A 26538-nucleotide genomic window follows, 5' to 3' on the forward strand; every position below is an offset into this window, starting at 1 on the left:
TCTATCTGCCTCTTATGCGTATAGTGGGTTAGTTTTCGTTGTGTCGATATCAAATTTCTTGATAGCGCTTGCCACAACTGATGCGTCAACTTTACCTTGCTTAACAAGCTCTGTAAGCGCAGCTACTACCACGTAACCTGCATTTACTTCGAAGTGACGACGTAAGTTTTCACGGCTGTCTGAACGACCGTAACCATCAGTACCAAGTACTTTGTACGATGCGCTAGGCATGTATGCACGTACTTGCTCTGCATAGTTCTTCATGTAGTCAGTTGCAGCAATTGCCGGCGACTCACCTAATACAGATGTAATATAAGGTACTTTTGCATCGCTTGTTGGGTTAAGCATGTTGAAACGCTCAACGTCTTGACCGTCACGCGCAAGCTCATTGAATGAGGTTACAGAGAATACATCTGAACCAATGCCATATTCTTCGCTTAGGATCTGACCTGCTTTACGTACTTCGTTTAAGATAGTACCAGAACCCATTAGCTGAACGTGTGCTTTGTCGCCAGCGTTGTCTTCAAGCTTGTAGATACCCTTACGAATACCTTCTTCCGCACCTTCTGGCATTGCAGGCTGAGCATAGTTCTCGTTCATTAACGTTAAGTAGTAGAACACGTTTTCTTGGCTCTCACCGTACATACGACGGATACCGTCTTGTAAGATAACTGCTACTTCAAATACGAACGTTGGGTCGTAAGAAATACAGTTAGGAATAGTACCCGCTTGAATATGCGAGTGACCGTCTTCGTGCTGTAAACCTTCACCGTTAAGCGTTGTACGACCTGCTGTTGCACCTAGTAAGAAACCACGTGCTTGTTGGTCACCCGCCATCCACGCCATGTCGCCAACACGCTGAAAACCGAACATAGAGTAGTAGATGTAGAATGGGATCATCGGCAGGTCATTTGTCGAGTATGATGTTGCAGCCGCAACCCATGAAGACATTGCACCTAGCTCGTTGATACCTTCTTGAAGTACCTGACCTGATGTTGCTTCTTTGTAGTAAGAAACGATATCGCGGTCTTGAGGCGTGTAGTTCTGGCCATGCGGGTTGTAAATACCGATTTGACGGAATAAACCTTCCATACCAAAGGTACGTGCTTCATCCGCAATAATAGGTACGATGTTTTTACCTACGCCTTTATCTTTTAATAAGATATTTAGCGCACGTACATAACCCATAGTCGTAGAGATATCACGCTTTTGCTCTTCTAGAAGTGGCTTAAATTGCTCTAGCGTTGGAATTTCTAGTGCTTGCGTGAAGTTAGGTAAACGCTGTGGCGTGTAGCCGTGTAGTGCTTTACGACGCGCATGTAAGTATTCGTACTCTGCAGAACCTTCTTCAAGTTTCAGGTATGGTAAGTCTTTGATTTGCTCATCAGATACCAAGTCTTCTAGACCAAGACGTGAACGTAGGTGTTCAACATGCGTCATGTCCATTTTCTTAACTTGGTGCGCAATGTTTTTACCTTCAGCTGCTTCACCCATGCCGTAACCTTTAACCGTTTTAGCTAGGATTACAGTAGGACGACCTTTTGTCTCTTGTGCTGCTTTATAAGCCGCAAAAAGCTTAGACGTATCGTGACCACCACGCTTAAGCGCGAAAATTTCGTCATCAGTCATATCTGCAACAAGCGCTGCAGTTTCTGGGTAACGACCAAAGAAGTGTTCACGCACGTAAGCACCGTCTTTTGACTTATAAGTCTGATAATCACCATCGATTGTTTCATTCATAAGCTGTAAAAGCTTACCCGACGTATCTTTGGCAAGTAGTAGATCCCAACCAGAACCCCAAACTACTTTAATTACGTTCCAGCCAGCACCTTTAAATAGACCTTCAAGTTCTTGAATGATCTTACCGTTACCCATTACTGGGCCATCTAGACGCTGTAGGTTACAGTTAATTAGGTAACATAGGTTATCTAGCTTCTCACGCGCAGCGAAAGAAATTGCACCACGTGATTCTGGCTCATCCATCTCACCGTCACCTAAGAACGCATAAACGCGCTGTTCGTTAGTCTCTTTAAGACCACGACCCTCTAGGTATTTAAGAAAACGTGCTTGGTAGATAGATGCAATTGGACCTAGACCCATAGATACCGTTGGGAACTGCCAGAATTCAGGCATTAATTTAGGGTGTGGGTATGAAGAGATACCGTTGCCGTCTACTTCTTGACGGAAGTTATCTAGTTGCTCTTCTGTTAAACGGCCTTCTATAAAAGCACGTGCGTAGATACCAGGTGAAATGTGACCTTGGTAATAAACTAAATCGCCACCGTCTTTCTCGTTTGGTGCACGGAAGAAGTGGTTAAAACACATTTCGTAGAATGCAGCTGAAGACTGGTAAGACGCCATGTGGCCGCCTAGCTCTAAGTCTTTCTTAGACGCACGTAATACGATCATGATTGCATTCCAACGCACGATTGAACGAATACGACGCTCAATTGTTGTGTCACCTGGGTATGCAGGCTCTTGATCTGCTGGGATAGTATTCACATAGTTAGTTGTGATACCAGTTGGCATATCTACGCCGTCAAGACGTGCTTGCTCTAGTACTTGTTCAAGTAAAAACTGTGCGCGTTCAACGCCTTCTTCTTTTACTACTGACTCAAGCGCTTGCAACCACTCTTGGGTTTCTAACGCGTCAACGTCAATTTTATTGACTTCAGACATATGGAGTGTTCCTTATGTTTAAATTCAAATTTATCCCTAACAGATAAATCGAGTTATGTTTCAAATCGTTTAATTTTTTTGCGAACGGCGTAAACTGCGCTCAATACGAGAGTGCTCTTTACCCGCTTGCAATAAAGCTTCTTCAATAAAGGCTAAGTGCGCATTACTTGCGTCACGCGCTTTATCTGGTTGTCCTGTAATTACTGCATCAAACAGGAATTTTCTATGTTCAGCCAGTTGCGTTTTAACATCTGATTTTTGCACTAATACCATTAAATTCTGCTGAATATTTTGTTCAAGTAATGATTTCATGCCGCGAATTAAATGCAACAACACTACGTTATGCGATGCTTCTGCTACGGCAAAATGAAAGGCATTGATCATTTGGGCTTGGGTTTCAATATCATTTGCAGTTGCAATGGCATCAAAACACTTGGAAATATATTCAAAATCAGTATCGGTACCACGAAGTGCCGCGTAGTAGGCTGCGATACCTTCTAAGGCATGACGGAATTCAAGTAGGTCGAATTGTGATTCAGGATGTTTGGAGATTAAGTCAAACAGAGGGTCAGTCATGCCACCTTCAAGCTGATTTTTAACATAAGTACCGCCACCTTGGCGACGTGTTACCAGCCCTCTGGCTTCCAATTTTTGAATCGCTTCACGTAATGAAGGACGTGACACTTCAAATTGTTTTGCTAGTTCACGCTCCGGCGGCAGTTTTTCGCCGGGCGCCAACGAGCCCTCAAGAATCATATTCTCAAGTTGTTCTAAAATCACATCCGACAGCTTAGCGGCTTTTATCTTAAATGACATAGGCTTTTGAAGTAACCTTCTGTTTTCCGTTCCTAATCAAGCAAATAGTGTGTCAAATTCGCAAAAGGTAAATTGGTCATACCAAAAATTAGCGCTTAAATTATCAGAAATACGGTGAATAGTCAAAATTATCAAGATTAATGGCATAACTATTCAATGCGGTGTTTTTTGCCTAAAAATAGTTTGGCAACGATGCACTAAACCTCAGGTTACGTACGAGATAAGAAATCAAACACCATTAAAGGTAGACAAAAAATAACAGAATAATTATTTAATTGGTGAAAAAGTAAAATGGTCAGACCAGGTGGGGTTCAGGGTTCAGGGTTCAGGGTTCAGGGTTCAGGGTTCAGGGTTCAGGGTTCAGGGTTCAGGGTTCAGGGTTCAGGGTTCAGGGTTCAGGGTTCAGGGTTCAGGGTTCAGGGTTCAGGGTTCAGGGTTCAGGGTTCAGGGTTCAGGGTTCAGGGTTCAGGGTTCAGGGTTCAGGGTTCAGCAAAAATTCTGAAACCTAAACTCTGAAATCTCAACTCTTTTTTTAACCAACCGACCCCAGTAACGTAAGGATTGCAATCGCCGCTAACATTAATAGCATGTTTCGCTTTACTAAACGCACCATGCATTTGGCTTCAAAGCTGCAGCCGATAAACTCTTGCTCTACACGTTCAGCGGCATGGGCAATGTCACCGATGACTCGTCGATTTGGTACTGAAAAGTTAAATACATATTTTAAATAAGTTGCCGTGCCTTGGCTAAAGTTACCAATAATTAAATAACCAAAGCTGACAATACGTGCCGGTAACCAGTCAAGCCAATAAAGTGTTTTATGAAGCTCCTTTTTGTGTTTTCGAAAGACGGATTCAGGATCATTACGGGTTAAATCCGCAAAATTTCGAATCAACGCATAACCGAGTGCGCCACACACACCAAAGATAACAAACCAAAAAATAACCGCGCCATAATAACGAAAGTTAATCCATGCGATTGTTTGGCCGAGCGTTTCACCACCCTCCTGTTCAGTGCGTTTTTGACCTAGTTGAAACGCATACAGTGTTGCAGCTTCAACATCATCTCGCTGCAGCGCGTTTAAATACCCTTTATATTTTTCACGCAAGTAAGCACAACCAAAACACACTAATAACACAACCACGTTAATCGCAAGTTCAAGCAAAACAAAATCAAATGTTTCGCTCACAGCAAAGAGCAGTAATACGGGAAGTAATAACCAAATAAAGAAATCTACTCGACGCGAGTAAATCTTACTAAATAAGCCATTTGACTCACTTACACTAATAAAATGCTTAACATAGGTATTAAGCTGCCATGCATCTTCTTTTGCGGCTAGTCTTTCAATAATAAGTGCTAAGATTACTGAAATTAAAATCATCTTGTTCTCTACTAGGTTAATGAGGCATGAAAGCGGGCCCAATCAAAGTGTGGGCCAGGATCTGTTTTCCGACCTGGCGCGATATCACTATGACCCGTGATCGCTTTTGAATTTAACTTAGGATAATGTTTTAAAAGCATTTTGACCAGTTCTTCAAGACTAGCATACTGCTCATTTGTGAAAGGAACATGATCGCTCCCCTCTAATTCAATACCAATACTAAAGTCATTACATCCCTGCCTACCTTTATATTCAGATACACCAGCATGCCACGCACGTTTGTTAAATGGTACATACTGAATAACCTCGCCATCGCGGCGAATTAAACAATGCGCCGATACCTCAAGCCCATCTAAATCAGAAAAACTCGGTTCAGCCTTACAATCCAAACAGCCTAAAAATAAATCAGATATGTACGGCAAACCAAACTGACCCGCTGGCAACGAAATATTGTGAAGCACAATCAGGGAAATATCGTGCTCATCTGGTCGTTCGTTAAAATGAGGAGAAGATAAAAAGCTAATACCTTGTAATACGTGTTGTTCTATTTTCATGTTTAGAAGAAGCTTACAGAATTTAGATTTCAGATTAACACTTGCCGAAAGAAATCTGAAATCTGAAATCTGAAATCTGAAATCTGAAATCTGAAATCTGAAATCTGAAATCTGAAATCTGAAATCTGAAATCTGAAATCTGAAATCTGAAATCTGAAATCTGAAATCCAATAAAATCATAGCCAACTTATAATCAACACGATAAAATTGTTGCAACGTTCATTATCTGTAATTTCACTATGGCTCTCTCTCAACAATTAATTTCTCAACTCGTTAAATCTGCACTCGACGAAGACTTAAACTACCAAAGTGCAGACGGCGATATCACTGCACAGCTTATTCCAGCAACTCAACAAGCAAACGCAAAAGTAATTACACGCGAAGCGGGTGTTTTTTGTGGCAAGCAACTTATTTTAGAAGTATTTGAGCAAGTTGACCCTAGTGTTGAAGTAAACGTACTTGTTGAAGATGGCGATACCATTGAAGAAAACCAAACGTTATTCACCGCGGTTGGCAATGCTCGCGCAATTTTAACTGCTGAGCGCACCGCGCTTAACTTTGCACAAACTCTTTCAGGCACAGCAACGACTACCGCCCACTATGTAAAAGAGTTAACTGGTACGGGCACACAATTACTGGATACTCGCAAAACCATTCCGGGTTTACGTTTACTACAAAAGTATGCGGTAAAATGCGGTGGCGGCGAAAATCATCGCATCGGATTGTTTGATGCTTTTCTAATTAAAGAAAACCATATTGCTGCCTGCGGTGGCATTGATAAAGCGGTAGCACAAGCGAAAACAAATCATCCAGATAAAAAAGTAGAAGTAGAAGTAGAAAACTTAGCAGAACTACAGTTGGCTCTTGATGCAGGTGCTGACATCATAATGCTCGATAATTTCACAGTTGAGATGATTAACAAGGCGGTAACAATCACCAACAAACGCGCCAAATTGGAAGTGTCGGGTAACATGACATTAGAGACTTTACGTACCTATTCACAAGCGGGTGTCGACTTTATTTCGTCAGGTGCTTTAACAAAACATGTAAAAGCGCTTGATTTATCAATGCGTTTTGAAAATAATGGCGACTAATTAGTGAACTTTAACTTTTTTCATACAGAAAGAGCAATCCTTTTGTATTAATTTAGGAACATGTAAGCTAATTGTAAAAAAAGATGCTACACAAGTCTTAAATGTCGTGCTAGCATCTCATTAGAAATAGCGAGTACAGGAAGTACAGGCTAGTAATAAGGAATTAGTTTTGTTCCTAGTAAGCCAACTTAGTAGTACCTTTAGGTGGTTTTTAGAGACAAATTAATAATTTTTTATGGTTTGGTATTAATCGCTTAGGGAAAAGTTACTAATACTTACTTTCTCATTAGAGAAGTTTAACTATACTAATTAATGGAATGAGTATGCCCAGCTTAACAGGCAACTCTTTTTAATAACTTAGCCCCATAAACACTCGTTAGAGGTACATTATGAAAAACATGAAACAAACAGCCCAAAAGGGTTTCACTTTAATCGAATTAATGATCGTTATCGCGATCATAGGTATTCTTGCTGCTGTAGCAATTCCTCAATACACCACTTACACCGCAAGAGCTTCAGCAGGTGAAGCCATCAATGCAATCCGCCCTTGGCAACTTGGTATTAGTGAATTTGCTATGACAAATGGCCGTATGCCAAACAATGATGCTGAAATCGGTTTAACTGGCGGTACAGCAGCTGCTACGGGTAATGTGGCAGACGTAACTGCAACGTACACAGATAATGCTAACGTTACAGTTACAGCAACATTTGATACAGTTGCAAACGGTGCACATAATGATTTAGCTGGCCAAACTGTGATTTTCGCTGGTGTTAGAAATGCGAACAATGTAGTGTCTTGGTCTATTTCTGGTGGTTCAGTAGACGTTCGTTACAGACCTAAGCTTCCTGAATAATTATTCATATTATTATAATACAATTAATTAGCTGCTTGCTAAATGCAAGCAGCTTTCGTGTAAAAATTTATGCAAATAAACTCTCCCCTTGTTCGTAAATTATCAAGTTTTGGCTATGTATCTCCCGAAGCTTTATCTAACTCTAAAACAAACTCAGTTTTTGAAGTTATTTGCAACGAATCAAATTTGACTCCCCAAGACATTGCTGTCAAAGCTTCTCAACTATTCAATGCTCCTATCATCAGTCTCAAAGATGTTGACTTATCTTTTCTGCCTGAAGGTAAAGTTCAAAATGAAAAACTAATAAAAAAGCATAAGGTTCTACCTGTTGCTTTAAAAAGTAGAACTGTTGTTTTAGCCACTGCAGACCCCACAAATTTTGATGCTTTTGAAGACTTTGAATTTAATACCGGCCTACAAACCGAAGTTGTAGTGGCATCATATGATGAATTAGATAAAGCAATCGATAGCCTATTTGACACCTCAGATGGCATTGAATTAAGTGATGACCAACTTAGTGAGTTAAACGGTGTTACAGCTGATGTTGATGAAAAAGTTAGTGACGAGAACGATGTAAATAGCAAAGAAGACGACGCGCCAATCATTGTCTATATCAATAAAATATTGATGGATGCCATTAAACGAGGCGCATCCGATTTACATTTTGAACCATATGAAAAAGAATACCGTATACGCTTTCGTGTTGATGGTGTTTTACATGAGATAGCTAAACCCCCTGTTGGCCTAGAGAGTCGAATTTCAGCACGTATCAAAGTAATGTCGCAGCTAGACCTTGCAGAAAAACGTAAACCGCAAGATGGCCGTATCAAATTAAAGATTACTGCAAAGAAAAGCATTGATTTTCGTGTGTCCACACTTCCTACCCTTTGGGGTGAGAAGATTGTAATGCGTATACTCGACTCATCAAGTGCTATGCTGGGTATCGATGTATTGGGTTATGAACCTGAGCAAAAAGAACTTTATTTAAACGCGCTCGCCCAACCACAAGGCATGATACTTGTTACCGGGCCAACGGGTTCAGGTAAAACAGTATCACTTTACACCGGCTTAAATATTCTTAATAAACCTGAACGTAATATCTCAACAGCCGAAGACCCGGTAGAAATAAACTTAGTAGGCATCAACCAAGTACAAATTAACGCAAAAGCTGAAATGACTTTTGCCAACGCATTACGTGCATTTTTGCGCCAAGACCCTGATATCGTAATGGTCGGTGAGATTCGTGATTTAGAAACTGCTGAAATTTCCATAAAGGCTGCACAAACAGGCCACTTGGTTTTAAGTACACTCCACACCAATTCTGCACCTGAAACATTAACGCGCTTAATTAATATGGGTGTGCCCTCATATAACATTGCAAGCTCAGTCAGTTTAATTATTGCACAGCGCCTTGCTAGACGATTATGCCCTGTTTGCAAAGTGCCAGAAGCACTTCCTGAACAAGAGTTATTAAATCTCGGTTTTACATCAGAGCAAGTCACTTCCGCGCAATTGTATAAAGCAGTAGGCTGTGACAAATGCACTGAAGGCTACAAAGGGCGGGTAGGTATTTATGAAGTTATGCCTATCACCCCAAAAATTGCTGATGTTATAATGCAAGGCGGTAATTCTTTAGAAATTGCCGCTATAGCAGAAAAAGAAGGTATCAATAATTTACGAAAGTCAGGCTTAAAAAAAGCTGCAGATGGTATTACGAGTATTGTTGAAATTAACCGCGTTACTAGTTATTAATGACTTAATAATATTGGGCTAATATTTAAATGTACTTTGAAATATTCAAAAAGGAAAATAAATGGCAAAGAAAGATACAAAAAATAGCCTAACAACATTTAGCTGGGTGGGAGTTAACGCACGAGGCAAAAAAATGGAAGGTGAATTGAATGGACAAAGTATTGCAATCGTTAAAGCTCAGCTACGTAAACAGGGCATAACACCCTCTAAAGTAAAGAAAAAAGCAAAGCCTTTTTTAGGTCTAAGCAATGAACCAAAAATCGTTCCCAAGGATATAGCGATATTCACACGACAAGTTGCTACTATGCTTCTTGCTGGTGTTAGCCTGATACAAGCGCTTGAAATGATTGCTAAGGGTTCAGAAAAAAAATCCCTGGAAAAATTAATTACTAAAATCACAGATGAAGTTAAAGCCGGTGACCCATTAAGTAAGGCGCTTCGCGCTCACCCTAAACACTTTGATGATCTTTATTGTGATTTAGTTGAATCTGGTGAAAAATCTGGCGCTTTAGATAGAATTTTTGACAGAGTTGCGCTGTATAAAGAAAAATCAGAAGCGCTAAAATCTAAAATAAAGAAAGCAATGATATACCCAATTGCAGTACTAACAGTAGCTATCGCCGTTACAATTATTTTATTGATTTTTGTTGTACCTCAGTTTCAAGAGGTATTTAAAAGCTTTGGAGCTGAACTCCCAGCATTCACTCAATTGGTAATAAATATATCTGATTTTATGCAAAACAATTGGTATATTGTTTTTGGACTTACTGGAATACTTTTTTATGCATTTAAGCAAGCTCATTTTAAAAGTAAAAATGTGAGGGATAACACTGATAAAGCTATATTAAAGCTACCAGTCGTAGGAGACATATTAAATAAAGCAGCTGTGGCTCGTTACGCTCGAACACTATCAACTACATTTGCAGCTGGGGTACCTTTAGTGGACGCATTAGAGTCCGCGGCAGGAGCATCTGGTAACGTGGTATATCGTGAAGCTATATTAGATATCAAAAATGAAGTTAGCTCTGGTAACCAAATGAACTTTGCTATGCGAAACTCTGGGATTTTTCCTGATATGGTAGTGCAAATGGTTGCGATAGGTGAAGAATCTGGCTCATTAGATGACATGCTAGGTAAAGTTGCTACGATTTATGAGCAAGAGGTTGATGATGCAGTAGATGGATTGTCAAGCTTGTTGGAGCCATTAATTATGGTTGTACTTGGCGTTTTAGTTGGTGGTCTTATTGTTGCAATGTATCTCCCTATTTTCCAACTTGGTTCCGTAATTTAATATGCTTAGTTTTTTCGAAGATTCTTTATGGTTTTATTACTTAACCATTTTCTCAGTCAGCATATGCATCGGCAGTTTTCTGAACGTTGTTATCTATCGTTTACCAAAAATGATGGAAAACGAATGGAAAGCTGAATGCAGCTTGTTACTTGCTGATAATCTCGAAACACCTTATGAGGCAAGCACAAAGGTATTCAATTTAATTACGCCTAGTTCAACCTGTCCTCACTGTAATACACAAATTAAACCTTGGTTTAATTTACCGGTATTTGGTTGGCTCTTTTTACGCGGTAAAGCGGCCTGCTGTGGAAACAAAATTTCTGTTCGTTACCCGAGTATTGAGCTTTTAACGGGTCTTGCTGGCCTTGTGATAGCGTATTACTATGGCGTAACTGAGCAGGCAGCTTTGTACTTAATACTGACCTACGCGCTAATATCACTGATTTTCATTGATATTGATCATATGCTACTACCCGACCAAATTACTTTGCCATTACTGTGGATGGTATTAATAGCGTCTGTTATGGGACTTACCATTGAACCATCACAAGCGATTATTGGTGCAGCTGCAGGTTACCTCGTTTTTTGGTCGGTATATTGGGTATTTAAATTACTCACCGGCAAAGAGGGTATGGGCTATGGTGACTTTAAGCTAATGGCTGTTTTTGGTGCTCTTTTAGGCTGGCAGTATTTACCCATGATAGTGTTAATGTCGAGTTTGGTAGGCGCAGTAATTGGGGTTACGCTTCTTTCGATTCAAGGGAAAGACAAAGCAACACCGATTCCATTTGGGCCTTACATTGCAATAGCTGGCTGGATTTCCCTCATTTGGGGTGAACAAATCCAAACCGCTTATTTTAATTTCCTAACTTTATAATATGCCTGTTCCAGTTATCGGATTAACCGGTGGTATTGCCACCGGAAAATCAACTGTATCAAACTATTTCAAAAAACTCGGTATCACTATTGTTGATGCCGATGCGATAGCAAAACAAGTTGTTACCCCCAACTCATCCAGCCTTGAAAAAATTAAAGTACACTTTGGCTCTCAGATAATATTGAATAACGGCGAACTCAATCGAGCCGAACTAAGAAAGATCATCTTCTCAAACGAATCAGAGAAGATGTGGCTTAATAACTTATTGCATCCTGTTATTCGCCAAGAAATCTTAGATCAGTTAAATGCAGCAAGTGGACCCTACGTTATTTTGGACGCGCCTCTATTATTTGAAAACAACCTTGACAAGCTATGTGAAAAAACACTATTGGTGGATATTCCCGAGGAACTGCAAATTATGCGAGGTAGTGAGCGTGACGGTGTCAATCAAGAACAAATAAAACAGATTATTGCTGCTCAAATGTCTAGGAGTATTAAATTAACTAAAACAGATTATGTTATCGACAACACCTTATCACTTGAAAATACCTATGCACAAGTCACTGATATTCACCAAAAGTTATCTAACAGCTAAAACTTCCATAATCCATTTAAAAATTAAAACTCTACACCCAAAAACATAATAATCTCCTGATTTTTCTTAAAACTTGCAATCCAAGTAATCTCAACAACACTTAAAGTAGATTGAATTGGAGGCAAGTGATGAATGTAAACTCTCCGCTTATTCGTAAATGTGTAGCAATGGGGTTTATCGCGCATGAACAAGTAATCTCAGCCGCGAGTTCAACCACACATATCAGCGAATTTATCTTAAACAACAGTAAACTTTCATCAAAACAATTAGCAGGATACTGTTCTTCTTGGTTTAACCTGCCCGTACTAAATATTGCCACGGTAGAGCCAAGCAGCATACCACTTGATGACATAAGCGAAGAGTTAGTTAAAAAGCATCATCTTCTCCCTTTATCAAAGCGCGGAAGAACGTTATTTCTAGCCACATCAGATCCTACAAATTTCGATGCCTTTGAGGATTTTGAATTCAATACAGGTCTTCAAACAGAGGCTATTGTCGTCGACTTCAACGGGCTAGAGCAATTCATTGAAACAATATTTAATAAAACTGATGACTTGGCAATATCAGATGAAGAGTTTGAGCAATTTGGCGATATTGAAGTAACTGATACCGAAGCTAACTTATCTGAAGACAGCACACCAGATAAAGACGATGCCCCTATTATTGTCTATATCAATAAAATTTTGATGGATGCGATACGCAAAGGTGCATCAGATTTACATTTTGAACCTTATGAAAAGTCCTATCGTATCCGTTTTCGCATTGATGGTATTTTGCATGAGGTAGCATCGCCGCCGCAAATGTTGTCATCTCGCATTTCAGCTCGCGTAAAAGTAATGTCTCGTTTAGATATTGCAGAAAAGCGTAAACCACAAGATGGCCGTATCAAATTAAAAATTACAGCAAAGAAAAGTATCGATTTTCGTGTCTCTACCCTCCCCACTTTGTGGGGAGAGAAAATTGTAATGCGTATTTTGGATTCGAGTAGTGCTATGCTCGGTATTGATGTGCTTGGTTATGAGCCAGCACAAAAAGCCATGTATTTAGAAGCACTGTCACAACCCCAGGGCATGATTTTAGTTACTGGTCCAACAGGTTCAGGTAAAACAGTATCGCTCTACACTGGCTTAAATATTTTAAACAAAGCTGAGGTTAATATTTCCACAGCCGAAGATCCTGTCGAAATAAACCTTGTCGGTGTAAACCAAGTGCAAATAAATCCCAAAGCAGATATGACATTTGCAAACGCGTTGCGTGCTTTCCTTCGCCAAGATCCCGACATTGTTATGGTTGGTGAGATACGTGATTTGGAGACCGCTGAAATCGCAATTAAAGCAGCGCAAACGGGTCACTTAGTGTTAAGTACGCTACACACCAACTCAGCACCCGAAACTCTTACCCGCTTACTTAATATGGGCGTACCCGCATACAATGTTGCAAGCTCTATTAGCTTAATCATTGCGCAACGCCTTGCTCGTCGCCTTTGCAATAATTGTAAAGCGCCTGAAGCTTTGCCAGTCGAAGAGCTTAAATCACAGGGTTTCTCTGACGAGCAGATTAGCAATATTACGTTATTTAAAGCCGTTGGATGCGAACATTGTACTGAAGGTTACAAAGGTCGCGTCGGTATCTATGAAGTAATGCGAATTACCTCTGAAATATCACAAATCATTATGTCGGGCGGAAATTCTTTGGATATCGCCAAAGCATCGTTAGCTAGTGGATTTAATAGTTTACGACTTTCAGGTTTAGAAAAGGCGGCGTCAGGGGTAACTAGTCTTGCCGAGATAAACCGTGTTACCAGTTACTAAATGCGTGAATTTAGAGCTTAAGTTACGCTTTAAACTTTGGCTTGGAGAACTACGAGCCAGACCTGCATTGTCTAAGCGGTATTGAACGGCTGATTTAAACCAAGCGCTTTACTCAAACACAGTTATTCTCTAACATTTGCACTATCAACATAATTGAAGTTATTTTTATGCCAACAACAGTAAAGTGCCCTACTTGCCAAAAAGAGGTTATCTGGCAAGAAAGCGCTAAATTTCGCCCTTTTTGTTCTAAACGCTGTCAACTTATTGATTTAGGCGAATGGTCAGAAGAAAATCATACGATTTCCACACCTCTGACGCCCAAGCAAGCATTTACTCCTGAGTCTATAGAAGACATTGAAGCAATGCTTGCTGCAAACCAAGAAGGCTTTTTTAAAGATTAGTTAACCTGAATTCGGGTTAATCAGTAAAGGCCACTGAAATATGTGAAATAAATAATTCAGATGGCCCTTCAAAACCCGAATCGCTGCCAAGCATAATCCATACATCACCATTATCATTTGCGGTGACAGGAATACTTACCTCGGAAGTCATCTCTTTCGCAACATAACGATTTTCAGCCATACAATCGATACCGTTACTAATATCCCCAACCACCTGACTATGCTCTCCTCGTTCGCCTTGTGTGCCTACATCCCAATTAAGGCGATACATTCCATCTTTAAGGCTATTTTTAGGCAACTCCGAGTGAGCTGCGACTTTGATATAAACGGACTCACCTGGTGGCCCGCCGATGCCCGCACAATTTGATTGAATATTAGTCACTATGGTGGCTTTAAACAAAAGGTTATAGCGCTTTGCTGGCTTTAAATTATCTATTTTTCCATAAAGCCCCATAAATAAATCATCTGAACGGTTACTGCCATACAGACGATAACCATGCTTATCTTCATAAGGTGTTGGTAACTGTTGGTAAGAAGATGCCAGTTCGAAAAAATCCTCCTGCCCTTGTGGGTAGTCCGAGAATAGCGCTGAAAAATCATGATGGTCATCATTAAAGTCGATGACAACCGGTTGAGACGTATCTCGATATTGATGCGAGTCACTATCACACGCAATAGACAGTACACATAATGCCGGCACAACAAATGCCGATCCTAGTTTGTTCTTGATATTATTCATAATGTAATTTCCTTATTGACCTGAAATTACATTAGCGCTTTGGACTAGAAAAAAGTGTTTAACTTTGTGATTAAATGAATAAAATTCGTACACCTCACGCAGCTCAAACTGTACAAAAATTCACAAACATAAATTAATACGATAAAAAGATGCACTAACCAAATACAAACAGTATATTTGGTTAGTTACATAATCTGTTAGCTACTTTTCTGCATGTTGCTTTGAGCGCTTTTGCTTATTTTTACGTTTCATTACTTTTTTAAGCTTTTCCTGCTGCTCCGTCGTTAACGTATTCCAAACTGCATTTTTATTTTTCGCCTTCATAACAGCAAGCTCGGTGCGTTCAGTTTGCTGTTTGGCAAGCATTTGCCTAAATGCCACTTCGTCAAATACTTCAGCATGCACAAGTGCCTTAACATCGGCGCGCGAATTAGGATTGCGCTCTTTAAATGCTTTTAGCGCTGTTTTTTCTGCATCAGCAATACTTTTTATTTTATCTTGTTGCACCTTGGTTAAATCTAAACGTGAAATACCGCGCTCTGAAAGTAACATTCGGTACATGTTAAAGCCCTCTTTATGAGGTTTCGCCATTACTACGCTGCTTGAAAGTGCCGCAATTGATAATACTGCCGCCGAAACTAACATTTTAAATTTCATAACATTCTCCAGTTGGGTCTTATTTGGTGTTATGGTTACTTTAGCAAGCTCAACGAAAAGCAACGCAAAGCAATGTAAAGGTTGTGTAAATTGCTTTTTGGCTGCGTAAATTCCCCTTAAAATAAGCGTATCAGTTGTATTGCAAGGCAAAGAAATGAACGTACTTCTAATTGATGATGACATAGAACTTAGCGAGTTACTTACCGAGTACCTTTCTTCTCATGAGTTTAATATCAAAGCGTGTCACCGCGGGGATACGGGCTTAGAGCACGCGCTTGCACAAAACTATGATGTTATTTTACTTGATGTGATGTTACCTGGCCTTGACGGGTTCGAAGTATTAAAACAGCTGCGCCAAAGCAAACTTACTCCTGTTATTATGCTAACCGCAAAAGGTGAAGATTTTGACCGTATATTTGGCTTAGAACTTGGCGCTGATGATTATTTAGCAAAGCCATTTAATCACCGCGAATTATTGGCTCGGGTAAAAGCAATCACACGCCGAATCGAAAATATTCAGCAAATGCACAGCAACGCAATTATTGAAGAAAATGGCATTAGGCTAACGCCGCATACCCGCGAAGCATTTGCTGCAGAACAAAAAATTGAGCTTACTGGTACTGAGTTTGAAATTTTATTTTTACTGTTAAACAACCAAGGCGAAATCGTGAGCAAAGAGACAATTAGCGAGCAGGTGCTTGGCCGAAAACTCGCGGCCTTTGATCGCTCTATCGACATGCATGTCAGTAATATTCGTAAAAAAATAGCAGAGCACATCGAGCAAGAAAAAATTAAAACCGTGCGTGGTGCAGGCTATATTTTGCTCGGAAATTAACTGATGCTAAATAAATTTAACCCAAGAAATTACCTCTTTTTTAAAGTGTTTAGTTGGTTTTGGCTAACCATTTTATTCACATTATCTGTGCTGTTTATTTTTAGTCAGCTTACTGAATCTAATGTTGATAGTCATAAACTTCATGGCCCCAAGCTAATCAATCTAAAACGTTTGGCAAGTGGTTTAGAGCGCGCGCAGCATAAAAAACCCGATAAAACGCTTGAACAACTAGCATCACACCCGCGCATTGCCCGTCATCGTTTGTTGTATTTTACGCAAATCGATTCCAACCTGTCGTTTTTTAACCAGCAAACTACACAACAGCCTGATGTAAGTTTACTCGCATTTACCCAACAGCTAGAGCCACAAATCACCACTACAGATAAGTACCGCGCGTTAGGGCCAGTTAAAGTATCGTATCAGCAACAAACATTCCTGATGTACGAGATTGAACCTTGGCGTTCACCGCCACTTGGTTTACGTATTATTTTAATGCCAGCATGGCTAAAAACACTGGTCGTTATCGGTGCAACCCTACTTTTAAGCTTGTTATTTAGTCGAACACTAATAAAGCCAATAAATAAAATTAAACGCGCAACAACACAACTTGCTAATGGACAACTTGATACACGTATTGAAATGAATCGTAAATCAGGCGATGAGCTCACGATGCTTGCAAGCGACTTCAATGTCATGGCGCAGCGCCTAGAATCTCTGGTCACCAGCCAAAAACGCCTAATGGCCGATGTATCGCATGAGCTACGCTCCCCTTTAACACGCTTACAAATGGCCACAGGGCTTGCACAACTTAAACAATCGAGTGAGCAAGAAAGTTATTTATCACGCATCGAAAAAGAAGCGAACAATCTCGATCAGATGATCTCCGATGTATTAAAGCTATCAAGGTTAGAAGCGAATAATCAGTATATTCAAAAAGATCTTCAGCCACTGCAATCAATTCTGCAGCAAGTGCTCAAAGATGCGGAATTTGAATCGGAACAACAGCATAAACAGCTCAAAGTAAACGGCTCTACCAGCAAACAACTCGAGTTAGATGCCGCTCTTATCGCCAGCGCATTTGAAAATATTTTGCGTAACGCAATTAGATATGCAAAAACAACGATTAGCTGCGATATTAAAGATTACGACAAAGCCGTAATTGTAACGATTAGCGATGATGGTGAAGGTGTTGAAGCGTCAGAATTACCTATGCTACTTGAACCTTTTTACCGCATTTCACAATCGCGAGAGCGCAATAGCGGCGGTACTGGGTTAGGCCTAGCAATTACCAAACATGCTGTAGAAATACACAAAGGTACCATTGCACTCGAAAATCAACACAATTCAGGCTTAAAAGTAACCATTACCCTAAATCATGACTAAACAACATAACATCGAACAATTTTGGTCAACTGTAACACACGCTAAGTTAGCGTTTCATGGCAATCAACTTGGCTACGCGTTTATAATACCGAATAACGCCAAAGCGGCTGTGACCATAGTAAATGGTCGCTGTGAAAGCTATTTAAAATACCAAGAGCTCGCCTATGACTTTTATAGCAAAGGATTTGCCGTCTTTATGTGCGATCATCTAGGACAAGGTGTGTCGAGCCGTTTATTACCCGTTGCTGATAAGGGCTACATTCATAGCTTCGAAGACTATATACAAGGGCTTTCACTCTTTGTTGAACAAGTCGTAAAGCAAAATTGGCAAGGTAAGCACTATTTACTGGCACACTCGATGGGCGCTGCAATTAGCTATTTGTACTTAGCAAATCATACACACCCATTTGAGAAAGCTGTGCTCAGTGCCCCTATGTTTGGCATTCCAACGCCTGGTTTTCCGTACCCTGTAGCAAAATTAATCATAAATATACTCAGTTTACTTGGCTTAAATACACATTACTTTTTTGGCCAATCTGGATACCTAGAAAAGCCATTTCAGGACAATCCACTTATGCAATGTGAAACGCGCTACAATGCATTTCGCACTCTATATAAAGAAAATCCAACACTGCAGCTCGGTGGGGTAACTGTAGGTTGGCTCAAACAAGCATTTCAGGCAATTGACCAGATCCAATCCACCTCTGCAGACTTACCTATTTTATTGATGCAGGCCGAGCGTGATACGATAGTTGCCAACACATGGCAAGATAAGGTTGTAGCACGCAACAAAACAATGAAAAAGAAATGTTATCACGGCAGTTTGCATGAAATTTTGTTTGAGCAAGATGCTATTCGCGATCTTGCTCTTAATGATATTTTTAAATTTTTTAAAACGGATCTTTGTGAATAAGCACATCCACTTCGCCATCAATAATACTGTGAATGGCCTCTTCCACCTCAACCGAAATACGATGAGCATTTGCTAAAGTAAGGTTACTATCAAGCTCTAAATGCAATTGAATAAATTTGGTAGGCCCACTTTGGCGGGTGCGTAACTCATGAAAACCAAGCACCTCAGAGTGAGATAACACCGCCTGTTCAATTTGCAACTTAATGTCATCAGCTAACTCTTTGTCCATTAAATAATCTGTTGACTCTTTTGCAACATCATAAGCGTTGTAAAATAAATAACCCGCAATCAGTAAGGTAAATACACCATCACTGTATACCCAACCAATGTTCGCCAGTATAAGGGCAACAATAACACTTAAATTTAGCAGTAAGTCGCCTTTGTAATGCACTGAATCAGCCTTTATCGCTACCGATTTAGTTTGCTTTAATGCCCAATGCTGAATTGCGATAATTAACAAGGTACACACTACGGCATAAATACTAACAACAACGCCAGTAAAAACTGCTTCGCTTTTTACCGGGTTAAATAATCGCTCTACACCATAGAACGCCAGCAAGCACGCGCTACCAGCAATAAATGCTGCTTGCCCAAGCCCTACTAGTGATTCAGCTTTACCGTGACCAAAGCGGTGATCATCATCTGCTGGTACAAGTGCAATTCGAAGCACCCAAAAGTTAATGGCAGATGCCGTGATATCAAGCAAAGAATCAGTTAACGAACCCAACATAGTAGTTGAGCCAGTGCTCATCCAGGCCCAAAACTTTGCTGCAACCATGGTGCTTGCTAAAACAAGGGTTAAACTACTCGAAAGCTTAACCCAATATGCATAATCTTTTTCTTTCATTTTTAATATGATATACCTTACCTGCATCACGCTCAAAACATATAGTATCTAACCTGAAAGCTTTGTTAAACTAAGAGAAATTATAAATTTGAGACTTCCCATGTTAGACATTGTACTCTATCAACCAGAAATCCCACCCAACACCGGAAATATTATTCGCCTGTGCGCTAATTCTGGTTTTAACCTTCACCTTATTGAGCCATTAGGCTTTGAATGGGACGACAAAAGGGTGCGTAGAGCTGGACTGGATTACCATGAGTTTAGCCACGTTGAACGTCACGCAAATTTAGATGCCTTTTTTGCTAAAGTACAACCAAAGCGCGTTTTTGCCTGCACCACAAAAGGCTCAGGCCATTACCACAAAGCTAAATTCGAACGCGGCGACTGTTTAATGTTTGGCCCTGAAACTCGCGGCTTACCAAATGACGTGATTGAGTCACTGCCAACAGAGCAAAGGCTGCGTATTCCAATGATGCCAGATAGTCGCAGCATGAATTTATCCAATGCCGTTGCCGTATTTATTTACGAAGCGTGGCGTCAGTTTGATTTTGAAGGCGCAGTGTAAACCAATTGAATAGCGCTACTTTATCAAAAGATATTCAAGGCTAACAAAAATAAAGGCTTTACCACACATAAGCGGTAAAGCCTTTTTAAACAGATATAGCTATTTTTGAAATTAGATCTAAGCTTCCGCTTTTTTCTGCCTGCCAAGTAAGTTCATTGCAGCTAGTTTTACGTCTTGCCCTTTATAAAGCACATTGTAAATTTGCTCACAAATTGGCATTTCAATACCACTGCGCTCAGCAAGTAAAAACACTTCTTTGGTATTGCGATAACCTTCAACCACTTGGCCAATTTCTTGTTGTGCTTGCTCAACTGACTGACCTTTACCAAGCGCTAAACCAAAACGGCGATTACGCGATTGATTGTCGGTGCAGGTTAAGATTAAGTCACCTAAACCGGCCATTCCCATAAAAGTCTCAGGTTTAGCACCAAGAGCAACACCTAAGCGCGACATTTCGGCCAATCCACGGGTGATTAACGCAGTACGTGCATTCGCACCAAAACCAAAGCCGTCAGAAATACCGGCTCCAATTGCGATCACATTTTTAATCGCACCACCAAGCTGCACACCAACTAAATCATCGTTCGAGTAAACACGGAATGAACGGCCACAGTGAAGCATCTCAGATACATCATCAACTAATTTTTTATCCGCTGATGACAGTGAAATAGCGGTCGGTAAACCAATAGCCATTTCTTTTGCAAATGTGGGCCCCGAGAGCACACCTAGGCTCACATCATCACCCAACACTTCCGCAGCAAGTTGCTGTAACAAGCGCCCGGTATTGGGCTCTAGCCCTTTAGTTGCCCATAGCACTCTCGCCCCCGCTGTTAAATGCGGTTTAATCGCTTTAAGCGTTTCGGAAAATGCGTGACTTGGCACAACCACCAGCACCACATCAGACGATGCCACTGTCGCAGCTAAATCATCATTTAATGATAGTGATTCAGGAAACTGTGCACCAGGCAAGTATTGCTGGTTTTCACGTGCTGTTGCTAATGCTTCAATATGATCTTTATTGCGGCCCCACAGGACGACATTGTGACCATTTCGTGCAAAACAAATAGCAAGGGCGGTCCCGTAAGAGCCCGCCCCTAGTACTGCAACAGCATTATCTGCTGAAGTAGTCATAATTAATTATGCGTCAGCAGCTTGTGCGGCTTGCTGTTGCACGTATTGTGCAAATAGCGCATCAAAGTTAACTGGCGCTAGGTTTAACTGTGGGAAAGTACCACGGTTAACCATGTTTGACACAGTTTCACGTGCATATGGGAATAATACGTTCGGGCAGAAAGCACCCAGCATATGCGCTAGTTGACCTTCGTTTGCAACACCAATTGCAAAAATACCAGCTTGTTGAACTTCACATAAAAATGCTGTTTCTTCACCAAGTGTCGCATGAACTGTTACTGAAAGTACTACTTCAAATACACCGTCTTCTAACTTGTTAGAACGAGTATCTAAGTCAAGTTTAACTTCTGGTGTCCATTCCTTTTGGAAAATAGTTGGTGAGTTTGGTGTTTCGAAAGAAACGTCTTTCACGTAAATACGTTGAACTGCAAACTGAGGACCTTCTGCTTGTTGTTCTGCGCCTAAGTTTTGATTCTCTTCTGTCATTTTATTTTCCTAAATTTTGTTTTAAACAAGCAAACCGTCTAAACGACCAGACTGTTCTAGTGCAAACATATCATCACAACCACCAATGTGTTGGTCGTTAATAAAAATTTGCGGCACTGTGTATCCACCGTTTGCTTTAGCAATCATTTCATCGCGAAGTTCAGGCTGAGCGGCAATATCAATTTCCGTGTACTCAACACCTTTTTGCGCTAACAGCATTTTTGCTCGCACACAAAAAGGACATGTTGGTTTCGTATAAATAACAATATTTGCCATGATTATTTTCCTGTAGTCAGCGGTAAGTTAGCGTTTTGCCACGCAGTAATACCACCCGATAGTACATTAACCTGTTCATAGCCTGCTTTAACCAGCCCATTTGCAATAGACTGCGCAGTCATGCCTGAAACACATACCAAGATAATTGGGTCGTTCTTTGACTTTTCAAGGCCTACAAATTCACCTTGCTTGGCTTTTTCAGCAGCTAAGTGAACGCTGCCTGCAATATGACCTTGATTAAAGTCTTTTAAGGCACGAATATCAACAACTAAACCGTTCTCACGGTTGACTAAATGTGTCAATTGTTGAGGATTAACCTGTTTTACCGCTGAAAAGCGAGATTTAAACCACCCAAGTACAATGGCGCCTAATAAGCCAACCCAAATTAAACATAAAATCAGGTTGTTAGTTACAAATTCGACAAATTGTGCCATCACTTTCTCAATTTTTCTTTACATTAAAAGTGGCCAAGTATACACGGATGATATGAATAAATTCTAGCTCTGCTAGAGTTTCAGTTGAAAATTTTAAATGTGAATACCTTAACTGCTGAATCTGTGGTTAAAAAATGGTATAAATGTCGCGCTATTTTGTGCGCCGTGCTGATACGCGCAATTCTATTTGGATGAGGAATGAGAATGTCGTTACAGAAAAAACCTTTGGTACTGATTATCTTAGATGGTTGGGGATACAGTGAAAAAACAGAAAGCAATGCTATTTTAGCGGCTAACACACCGGTTATGGACCGTTTGTGGCAAGAATACCCAAGTACCCTTATTTCAGGCTCAGGTTTAGATGTTGGCTTACCTCATGGCCAAATGGGTAACTCTGAAGTAGGTCACGTTAATTTAGGCGCTGGCCGCATTGTATACCAAGACTTCACACGCATTACTAAAGCAATTGATGACGGTGAATTTGCCGAAAACCCAGCAATTGTAAACGCAATTGATAAAGCAGTTGCCAATGATAAAGCCGTTCACCTAATGGGCCTTTTAAGTCCAGGCGGCGTACACTCTCACCATGAACATATTATTGCAGCGATTGAAGTTGCCGCAAAGCGTGGCGCAAAGAAAATCTATGTACACGGCTTTTTAGATGGTCGTGATACCGCGCCAAGAAGTGCAGAGCAACCAATTAAATATGTTTTACAAAAGTGCGAAGAGCTCGGTGTAGGCCGCATTGCAAGCCTAGTTGGCCGTTACTTTGCAATGGACCGCGATAACCGCTGGGAACGTGTAGAAAGCGCCTATAATCTAATGACATTAGGCACTGCTGAACATTCTTATACTTGTCCGTTAGAGGCGCTAAATGCAGCCTACGCGCGCGACGAAAATGATGAATTTATTTCAGCATCCGCAATTCTTGATAACGACAGCCCAGCAACCATTAATGATGGCGATGCTGTTTTATTTATGAACTTCCGAGCTGACCGCGCGCGTCAAATGACACGTGCGTTTGTGGATGCTGATTTCGCTGGCTTTACTAAACAAAAATCACCACAACTTGCTGATTTTGTGATGTTGACTGAGTACGCTGCAGACATCAAAACAACCGTGGCTTTCCCACCAGAGAAACTAGCAAACGTGTTTGGTGAGTGGTTAGAAAAACACAATAAAACCCAACTTCGCATTTCTGAAACAGAAAAGTATGCGCACGTAACTTTCTTCTTTAGTGGCGGTCGTGAAGCGGAGTTTGAAGGCGAAGAGCGCGTACTCATTCCGTCACCGCAAGTAGCAACGTACGACCTTCAACCAGAAATGAATTCAGCAATGCTAACCGACAAATTAGTTGAAGCCATTGAGTCAGGTAAATACGATGCAATTATTTGTAACTACCCGAACGGCGATATGGTTGGCCACTCTGGGGTATTTGATGCCGCGGTAAAAGCTTGCGAAGCAGTTGACAGCTGCATCGGCCGTGTTGTCGAAGCGTTAGAAAAAACAGGGGCAGAAGCACTTATTACAGCCGACCATGGTAACGCCGAGCAAATGGTTAACCCAACAACCGGTCAAGCACACACCGCACACACCAGTGAGCCAGTGCCTTTTATTTATGTTGGCCGCAATGCAACACCGTTACAGGGTAAAAAGTTAAGCGATGTAGCACCTACAATGCTTCACTTGATGGGCATGGAGCAGCCAAGCGAAATGACTGGCGAAACAATTATGAAGTTAAACTAAGCCATGCGTCGCTGTTATTTATTTGTTGTTTTATTGGTATTAGCTTGCGCTTCGCAAGCTAATACCGAGCGTACTAAAGATGATCTTAACCAAGTTCAAGAGCAACTTAAGAACACTAATAAAACCTTTAAAGAGCAGCAAGCACTGCTAGATAAAACTGAAAAAGACCTTAAAAAAGCCGATCTCGCTATTGCCGAAAGCTCTAAAAAACTAAAACAACTAAAGTTTGATGTTGAGTTAAATCTAACGGAACAGGCAACGCTTAAAGATAAAATAAAATCGCTCGAAATCGACAAGAAAAATCAGCAGTCAGCACTTGCCGCGCAACTACGCAGCGCTTTTATGACCGGCAACCATGATTATGGCAAGTTACTCTTAAGCCAAGATCAGGTGCAAAATGTTGAGCGCACATTAAATTACTATCAATATTTAAATAACGCGCGCATAAAAGAACTCGAAAAATTAAAAGCAACACTGATTGAATTAGAAAATAGCCGACAGTTACTAGCACAAAACCAAACCCAGCTTGAAGAACTGCTGAATACGCAACAACAGCAGCAAGAAAAACTACTGGTTGCCAAAAAAGAACAAAAAGCGAATTACCAATCGCTGAAAAGCACTTTACAAAAAACCCAATCTCAACTTGTGTATTTAAAGCAAAACGAACAAGTATTAAAACAAACCCTTGAACAGCTTAATCAAGAACTCATAGAAAGCGAAGTTAAGCTGGTTGGCCTACAAAAACAAAAAGGCAAACTCGATTGGCCATCACACGGAAAATTAGCCCATAGGTTCGGCCAAAAAAAACACGGTAGTCTGCGCTGGAAAGGCATTTTAATGAATGGTAAAGAAGGTGCACCGGTAAAAACAATTGCCGATGGACAAGTCTTATTTGCCGATTGGTTAAAAGGATTTGGCTGGGTAATTGTAATTGATCATGGCAAAGGGTTTATGAGCCTGTACGGCCACAGCCAAGCGCTCTTGAAGGAAGTTGGCGATAAAGTAAGAGCCGGAGAACAAATTGCTTTAGTCGGACAAAGCGGTGGACAATCAAATCCTAGTCTATACTTTGAAATACGGCATAAGGGAAGAGCGGTAAACCCTATTAAATGGTGTAGACGAATTTAGGATTCATAATTGGCTACACCTCATTTGAGGAGTGAGCCAATGACTTTTTTTCTTAATAGTTTAAAAATCTGTGCTTTTGCATGTTTATTCTGGGTGTCGGCTGTATCAGCTGACTCGAAGACTACATCTCATATTTCGATGGCTGAAGTGCTCGCCAATATCGAGCATTTTTACGTTGATGATATCGACGCAAATAAACTTAACCAGCATGCTATCGAATCCATTTTCAAACAACTCGATCCCCATTCTGAGTTTCTTGACCAAACTGAACTTGAAGCCTTGTTCAATGTTGCCAATGGCCGCTACACCGGGTTAGGTATAGAGGTAGAGCAACGTGAGAAGCACATTGTAATTGTGGCTGCGATTGAAAACTCACCAGCTCAAACAGCGGGCTTAACAAAAGGTGATATTCTACTAAAAGTAAACGACATTTCAGTTATCAACCAACCAATCAAGCAAGTATCTCAATTAATTAACCAGCAGCAAAAACCACACGTTAAACTCACCATTGCACGAAATGGCCATGAACAACCATTACTTTTCGAGGTTGAGCGTAAAAAAATCGACCTCAAAAGCGTAAAAGGTAATATTAACAGCCAAGGTATCGCCTACTTACGCATTATCAATTTCAACAATCATACTTTGTATGATGTTGCCAAAGAGCTTGCCCATCTTTCGCAAATTGTCGCCGGTGAAATTAACGGACTAATTATCGATTTACGTGACAACCCTGGTGGCATTCTTGATAGTGCAATTGAAGTCTCTGATTTATTTTTAGAAAGCGGCGTCATAGTAAGCACTAAAGGGCGCTTTGCTGAAGCCAATCAAGAATATTATGCACAAGAAGGTGACGTACTAGGCGGTGCGCCGATTATTGTGTTGATTAACGAAGGGTCTGCATCTGCTGCTGAAATTCTTGCCGGTGCGCTGCAAGACAATCAACGTGCACAATTAGTGGGTACACGTTCGTATGGCAAAGGCTCTGTGCAATCACTTATTCCACTGGGTGATGGACAAACTGCGTTAAAACTTACGACAGCTAAATATTACACCCCTAGTGGTCGCTCAATCGAAGGTTCAGGCATACTACCTGATTACCCTGTTTTACAGCATAACTTTGCCCACAATGGCGATTTCACACAGCCACAAACAGAGATATTCATTAATGCAAAAGTCCATGATTTACAACTTGAAAAAGCGTGGCAATTACTAGAAAAATAAGTCATTATTAGTAGAGTTTCGAGAAAGGCTCAGGATGAGCCTTGACTAAATACCCGTTTGTTAAGTGCCTAA

Annotated in this window: 26 protein-coding genes; 15 read left to right on the top strand and 11 right to left on the bottom strand. The window is 40.7% G+C overall.

Translation table 11 applies throughout. The features are described from left to right. Positions 1–12 precede the first annotated feature (12 nt). From aceE to ampD, 4 genes are all read right to left on the bottom strand, one after another. Positions 13–2679, bottom strand: a complete 2667-nt coding sequence (aceE, locus tag ACXAFE_RS10460) for a pyruvate dehydrogenase (acetyl-transferring), homodimeric type (RefSeq protein ID WP_475152086.1) — start codon at positions 2677–2679, stop codon at positions 13–15. 69 nt (positions 2680–2748) lie between these two features. Further along, a complete protein-coding gene (gene pdhR / locus ACXAFE_RS10465; RefSeq protein ID WP_010561738.1) occupies positions 2749–3495 on the bottom strand; it encodes a pyruvate dehydrogenase complex transcriptional repressor PdhR in 747 nt (248 codons plus the stop codon). A 532-nt stretch (positions 3496–4027) separates the two neighbouring features. Further along, positions 4028–4876 carry a beta-lactamase regulator AmpE gene (gene ampE, locus ACXAFE_RS10470; RefSeq protein ID WP_475152089.1) on the bottom strand — a complete coding sequence of 283 codons (849 nt, stop codon included), beginning with the start codon at positions 4874–4876 and terminating at the stop codon, positions 4028–4030. Positions 4877–4887: 11 nt separating this feature from the next. Further along, positions 4888–5430 (bottom strand): 1,6-anhydro-N-acetylmuramyl-L-alanine amidase AmpD, encoded by a 543-nt coding sequence (gene ampD / locus ACXAFE_RS10475; RefSeq protein ID WP_475152092.1) that lies wholly within the window; start codon positions 5428–5430, stop codon positions 4888–4890. Positions 5431–5669: 239 nt separating this feature from the next. Here ampD and nadC point away from each other — a divergent pair, with 239 nt between their 5' ends. From nadC to yacG, 8 genes are all read left to right on the top strand, one after another. Further along, on the top strand, positions 5670–6524 hold the full coding sequence (gene nadC, locus ACXAFE_RS10480; RefSeq protein WP_475152095.1) for a carboxylating nicotinate-nucleotide diphosphorylase: 855 nt from the start codon (positions 5670–5672) through the stop codon (positions 6522–6524). Between the two features lie 389 nt (positions 6525–6913). Continuing rightward, positions 6914–7378, top strand: coding sequence for a pilin (locus tag ACXAFE_RS10485; RefSeq protein ID WP_475152098.1), 465 nt, complete (start codon positions 6914–6916; stop codon positions 7376–7378). 69 nt (positions 7379–7447) lie between these two features. Continuing rightward, a complete protein-coding gene (pilB, locus tag ACXAFE_RS10490; RefSeq protein ID WP_475152103.1) occupies positions 7448–9130 on the top strand; it encodes a type IV-A pilus assembly ATPase PilB in 1683 nt (560 codons plus the stop codon). Positions 9131–9191: 61 nt separating this feature from the next. Next, positions 9192–10421 carry a type II secretion system F family protein gene (locus ACXAFE_RS10495; RefSeq protein ID WP_475152105.1) on the top strand — a complete coding sequence of 410 codons (1230 nt, stop codon included), beginning with the start codon at positions 9192–9194 and terminating at the stop codon, positions 10419–10421. 1 nt (position 10422) lies between these two features. Further along, on the top strand, positions 10423–11298 hold the full coding sequence (locus ACXAFE_RS10500) for a prepilin peptidase (RefSeq protein WP_475152109.1): 876 nt from the start codon (positions 10423–10425) through the stop codon (positions 11296–11298). Position 11299: 1 nt separating this feature from the next. Further along, on the top strand, positions 11300–11893 hold the full coding sequence (gene coaE / locus ACXAFE_RS10505) for a dephospho-CoA kinase (protein ID WP_475152112.1): 594 nt from the start codon (positions 11300–11302) through the stop codon (positions 11891–11893). A 128-nt stretch (positions 11894–12021) separates the two neighbouring features. Further along, entirely contained in the window at positions 12022–13704 is a 1683-nt protein-coding gene (gene pilB, locus ACXAFE_RS10510; protein WP_475152114.1) for a type IV-A pilus assembly ATPase PilB, read from the top strand. A 167-nt stretch (positions 13705–13871) separates the two neighbouring features. Then, positions 13872–14105 (top strand): DNA gyrase inhibitor YacG, encoded by a 234-nt coding sequence (gene yacG, locus ACXAFE_RS10515; RefSeq protein ID WP_475152118.1) that lies wholly within the window; start codon positions 13872–13874, stop codon positions 14103–14105. Positions 14106–14121: 16 nt separating this feature from the next. Here the strand turns inward: yacG and ACXAFE_RS10520 are convergent, their stop codons facing one another. After that, positions 14122–14844, bottom strand: coding sequence for a hypothetical protein (locus ACXAFE_RS10520; protein ID WP_475152120.1), 723 nt, complete (start codon positions 14842–14844; stop codon positions 14122–14124). 201 nt (positions 14845–15045) lie between these two features. Beyond that, a complete protein-coding gene (locus tag ACXAFE_RS10525; RefSeq protein WP_475152122.1) occupies positions 15046–15501 on the bottom strand; it encodes a Spy/CpxP family protein refolding chaperone in 456 nt (151 codons plus the stop codon). Between the two features lie 154 nt (positions 15502–15655). On the opposite strand from ACXAFE_RS10525, the gene ACXAFE_RS10530 reads away from it, so the two are divergent. From ACXAFE_RS10530 to ACXAFE_RS10540, 3 genes are read left to right on the top strand one after another with little or no spacing between them, the layout of a single operon-like run. Beyond that, a complete protein-coding gene (locus tag ACXAFE_RS10530) occupies positions 15656–16336 on the top strand; it encodes a response regulator (RefSeq protein WP_475152125.1) in 681 nt (226 codons plus the stop codon). Between the two features lie 3 nt (positions 16337–16339). Further along, on the top strand, positions 16340–17719 hold the full coding sequence (locus ACXAFE_RS10535; protein WP_475152127.1) for an ATP-binding protein: 1380 nt from the start codon (positions 16340–16342) through the stop codon (positions 17717–17719). Further along, on the top strand, positions 17712–18632 hold the full coding sequence (locus ACXAFE_RS10540) for an alpha/beta fold hydrolase (protein WP_475152130.1): 921 nt from the start codon (positions 17712–17714) through the stop codon (positions 18630–18632). Before ACXAFE_RS10535 ends, ACXAFE_RS10540 begins: the two co-directional genes overlap by 8 nt. On the opposite strand, the gene ACXAFE_RS10545 is transcribed toward ACXAFE_RS10540, so the two are convergent. Continuing rightward, positions 18610–19479, bottom strand: coding sequence for a cation diffusion facilitator family transporter (locus ACXAFE_RS10545; RefSeq protein ID WP_475152133.1), 870 nt, complete (start codon positions 19477–19479; stop codon positions 18610–18612). The two genes, ACXAFE_RS10540 and ACXAFE_RS10545, sit on opposite strands and share 23 nt — an antisense overlap. A 100-nt stretch (positions 19480–19579) precedes the next feature. Here ACXAFE_RS10545 and trmL point away from each other — a divergent pair, with 100 nt between their 5' ends. Continuing rightward, the gene (gene trmL, locus ACXAFE_RS10550) at positions 19580–20044 is read left to right on the top strand and encodes a tRNA (uridine(34)/cytosine(34)/5-carboxymethylaminomethyluridine(34)-2'-O)-methyltransferase TrmL (RefSeq protein WP_475152138.1); all 465 of its coding nucleotides are present in this window, start codon (positions 19580–19582) and stop codon (positions 20042–20044) included. A gap of 117 nt (positions 20045–20161) precedes the next feature. Here the strand turns inward: trmL and gpsA are convergent, their stop codons facing one another. The 4 genes from gpsA to ACXAFE_RS10570 are packed head-to-tail and all read right to left on the bottom strand — an operon-like array spanning position 20162 to position 22371. Then, entirely contained in the window at positions 20162–21175 is a 1014-nt protein-coding gene (gene gpsA / locus ACXAFE_RS10555) for an NAD(P)H-dependent glycerol-3-phosphate dehydrogenase (RefSeq protein WP_475152143.1), read from the bottom strand. Positions 21176–21181: 6 nt separating this feature from the next. Next, on the bottom strand, positions 21182–21661 hold the full coding sequence (gene secB / locus ACXAFE_RS10560) for a protein-export chaperone SecB (RefSeq protein WP_010561759.1): 480 nt from the start codon (positions 21659–21661) through the stop codon (positions 21182–21184). A 21-nt stretch (positions 21662–21682) separates the two neighbouring features. Next, positions 21683–21937, bottom strand: coding sequence for a glutaredoxin 3 (gene grxC, locus ACXAFE_RS10565; RefSeq protein WP_054981163.1), 255 nt, complete (start codon positions 21935–21937; stop codon positions 21683–21685). A gap of 2 nt (positions 21938–21939) precedes the next feature. After that, positions 21940–22371 carry a rhodanese-like domain-containing protein gene (locus ACXAFE_RS10570; RefSeq protein WP_100913906.1) on the bottom strand — a complete coding sequence of 144 codons (432 nt, stop codon included), beginning with the start codon at positions 22369–22371 and terminating at the stop codon, positions 21940–21942. 204 nt (positions 22372–22575) lie between these two features. Here ACXAFE_RS10570 and gpmM point away from each other — a divergent pair, with 204 nt between their 5' ends. Genes gpmM through ACXAFE_RS10585 form a run of 3 tightly spaced genes read left to right on the top strand, consistent with a single transcriptional unit; the run spans position 22576 to position 26466 of the window. Then, a complete protein-coding gene (gene gpmM, locus ACXAFE_RS10575) occupies positions 22576–24117 on the top strand; it encodes a 2,3-bisphosphoglycerate-independent phosphoglycerate mutase (RefSeq protein ID WP_475152153.1) in 1542 nt (513 codons plus the stop codon). Between the two features lie 3 nt (positions 24118–24120). After that, positions 24121–25245, top strand: coding sequence for a murein hydrolase activator EnvC family protein (locus ACXAFE_RS10580; protein ID WP_475152155.1), 1125 nt, complete (start codon positions 24121–24123; stop codon positions 25243–25245). A 39-nt stretch (positions 25246–25284) separates the two neighbouring features. After that, the gene (locus ACXAFE_RS10585; RefSeq protein WP_475152158.1) at positions 25285–26466 is read left to right on the top strand and encodes a S41 family peptidase; all 1182 of its coding nucleotides are present in this window, start codon (positions 25285–25287) and stop codon (positions 26464–26466) included. Positions 26467–26538 lie beyond the last annotated feature (72 nt).

Source organism: Pseudoalteromonas sp. ABV4_021 (genome assembly GCF_056159365.1).

Excerpts from the sequence above, each read along its gene's own strand:
- aceE (WP_475152086.1), bottom strand. The coding sequence starts at position 2,679 with ATGTCTGAAGTCAATAAAATTGACGTTGACGCGTTAGAAACCCAAGAG.
- pdhR (WP_010561738.1), bottom strand. The coding sequence starts at position 3,495 with ATGTCATTTAAGATAAAAGCCGCTAAGCTGTCGGATGTGATTTTAGAA.
- ampE (WP_475152089.1), bottom strand. The coding sequence starts at position 4,876 with ATGATTTTAATTTCAGTAATCTTAGCACTTATTATTGAAAGACTAGCC.
- ampD (WP_475152092.1), bottom strand. The coding sequence starts at position 5,430 with ATGAAAATAGAACAACACGTATTACAAGGTATTAGCTTTTTATCTTCT.
- nadC (WP_475152095.1), top strand. The coding sequence starts at position 5,670 with ATGGCTCTCTCTCAACAATTAATTTCTCAACTCGTTAAATCTGCACTC.
- ACXAFE_RS10485 (WP_475152098.1), top strand. The coding sequence starts at position 6,914 with ATGAAAAACATGAAACAAACAGCCCAAAAGGGTTTCACTTTAATCGAA.
- pilB (WP_475152103.1), top strand. The coding sequence starts at position 7,448 with ATGCAAATAAACTCTCCCCTTGTTCGTAAATTATCAAGTTTTGGCTAT.
- ACXAFE_RS10495 (WP_475152105.1), top strand. The coding sequence starts at position 9,192 with ATGGCAAAGAAAGATACAAAAAATAGCCTAACAACATTTAGCTGGGTG.
- ACXAFE_RS10500 (WP_475152109.1), top strand. The coding sequence starts at position 10,423 with ATGCTTAGTTTTTTCGAAGATTCTTTATGGTTTTATTACTTAACCATT.
- coaE (WP_475152112.1), top strand. The coding sequence starts at position 11,300 with ATGCCTGTTCCAGTTATCGGATTAACCGGTGGTATTGCCACCGGAAAA.
- pilB (WP_475152114.1), top strand. The coding sequence starts at position 12,022 with ATGAATGTAAACTCTCCGCTTATTCGTAAATGTGTAGCAATGGGGTTT.
- yacG (WP_475152118.1), top strand. The coding sequence starts at position 13,872 with ATGCCAACAACAGTAAAGTGCCCTACTTGCCAAAAAGAGGTTATCTGG.
- ACXAFE_RS10520 (WP_475152120.1), bottom strand. The coding sequence starts at position 14,844 with ATGAATAATATCAAGAACAAACTAGGATCGGCATTTGTTGTGCCGGCA.
- ACXAFE_RS10525 (WP_475152122.1), bottom strand. The coding sequence starts at position 15,501 with ATGAAATTTAAAATGTTAGTTTCGGCGGCAGTATTATCAATTGCGGCA.
- ACXAFE_RS10530 (WP_475152125.1), top strand. The coding sequence starts at position 15,656 with ATGAACGTACTTCTAATTGATGATGACATAGAACTTAGCGAGTTACTT.
- ACXAFE_RS10535 (WP_475152127.1), top strand. The coding sequence starts at position 16,340 with ATGCTAAATAAATTTAACCCAAGAAATTACCTCTTTTTTAAAGTGTTT.
- ACXAFE_RS10540 (WP_475152130.1), top strand. The coding sequence starts at position 17,712 with ATGACTAAACAACATAACATCGAACAATTTTGGTCAACTGTAACACAC.
- ACXAFE_RS10545 (WP_475152133.1), bottom strand. The coding sequence starts at position 19,479 with ATGAAAGAAAAAGATTATGCATATTGGGTTAAGCTTTCGAGTAGTTTA.
- trmL (WP_475152138.1), top strand. The coding sequence starts at position 19,580 with ATGTTAGACATTGTACTCTATCAACCAGAAATCCCACCCAACACCGGA.
- gpsA (WP_475152143.1), bottom strand. The coding sequence starts at position 21,175 with ATGACTACTTCAGCAGATAATGCTGTTGCAGTACTAGGGGCGGGCTCT.
- secB (WP_010561759.1), bottom strand. The coding sequence starts at position 21,661 with ATGACAGAAGAGAATCAAAACTTAGGCGCAGAACAACAAGCAGAAGGT.
- grxC (WP_054981163.1), bottom strand. The coding sequence starts at position 21,937 with ATGGCAAATATTGTTATTTATACGAAACCAACATGTCCTTTTTGTGTG.
- ACXAFE_RS10570 (WP_100913906.1), bottom strand. The coding sequence starts at position 22,371 with ATGGCACAATTTGTCGAATTTGTAACTAACAACCTGATTTTATGTTTA.
- gpmM (WP_475152153.1), top strand. The coding sequence starts at position 22,576 with ATGTCGTTACAGAAAAAACCTTTGGTACTGATTATCTTAGATGGTTGG.
- ACXAFE_RS10580 (WP_475152155.1), top strand. The coding sequence starts at position 24,121 with ATGCGTCGCTGTTATTTATTTGTTGTTTTATTGGTATTAGCTTGCGCT.
- ACXAFE_RS10585 (WP_475152158.1), top strand. The coding sequence starts at position 25,285 with ATGACTTTTTTTCTTAATAGTTTAAAAATCTGTGCTTTTGCATGTTTA.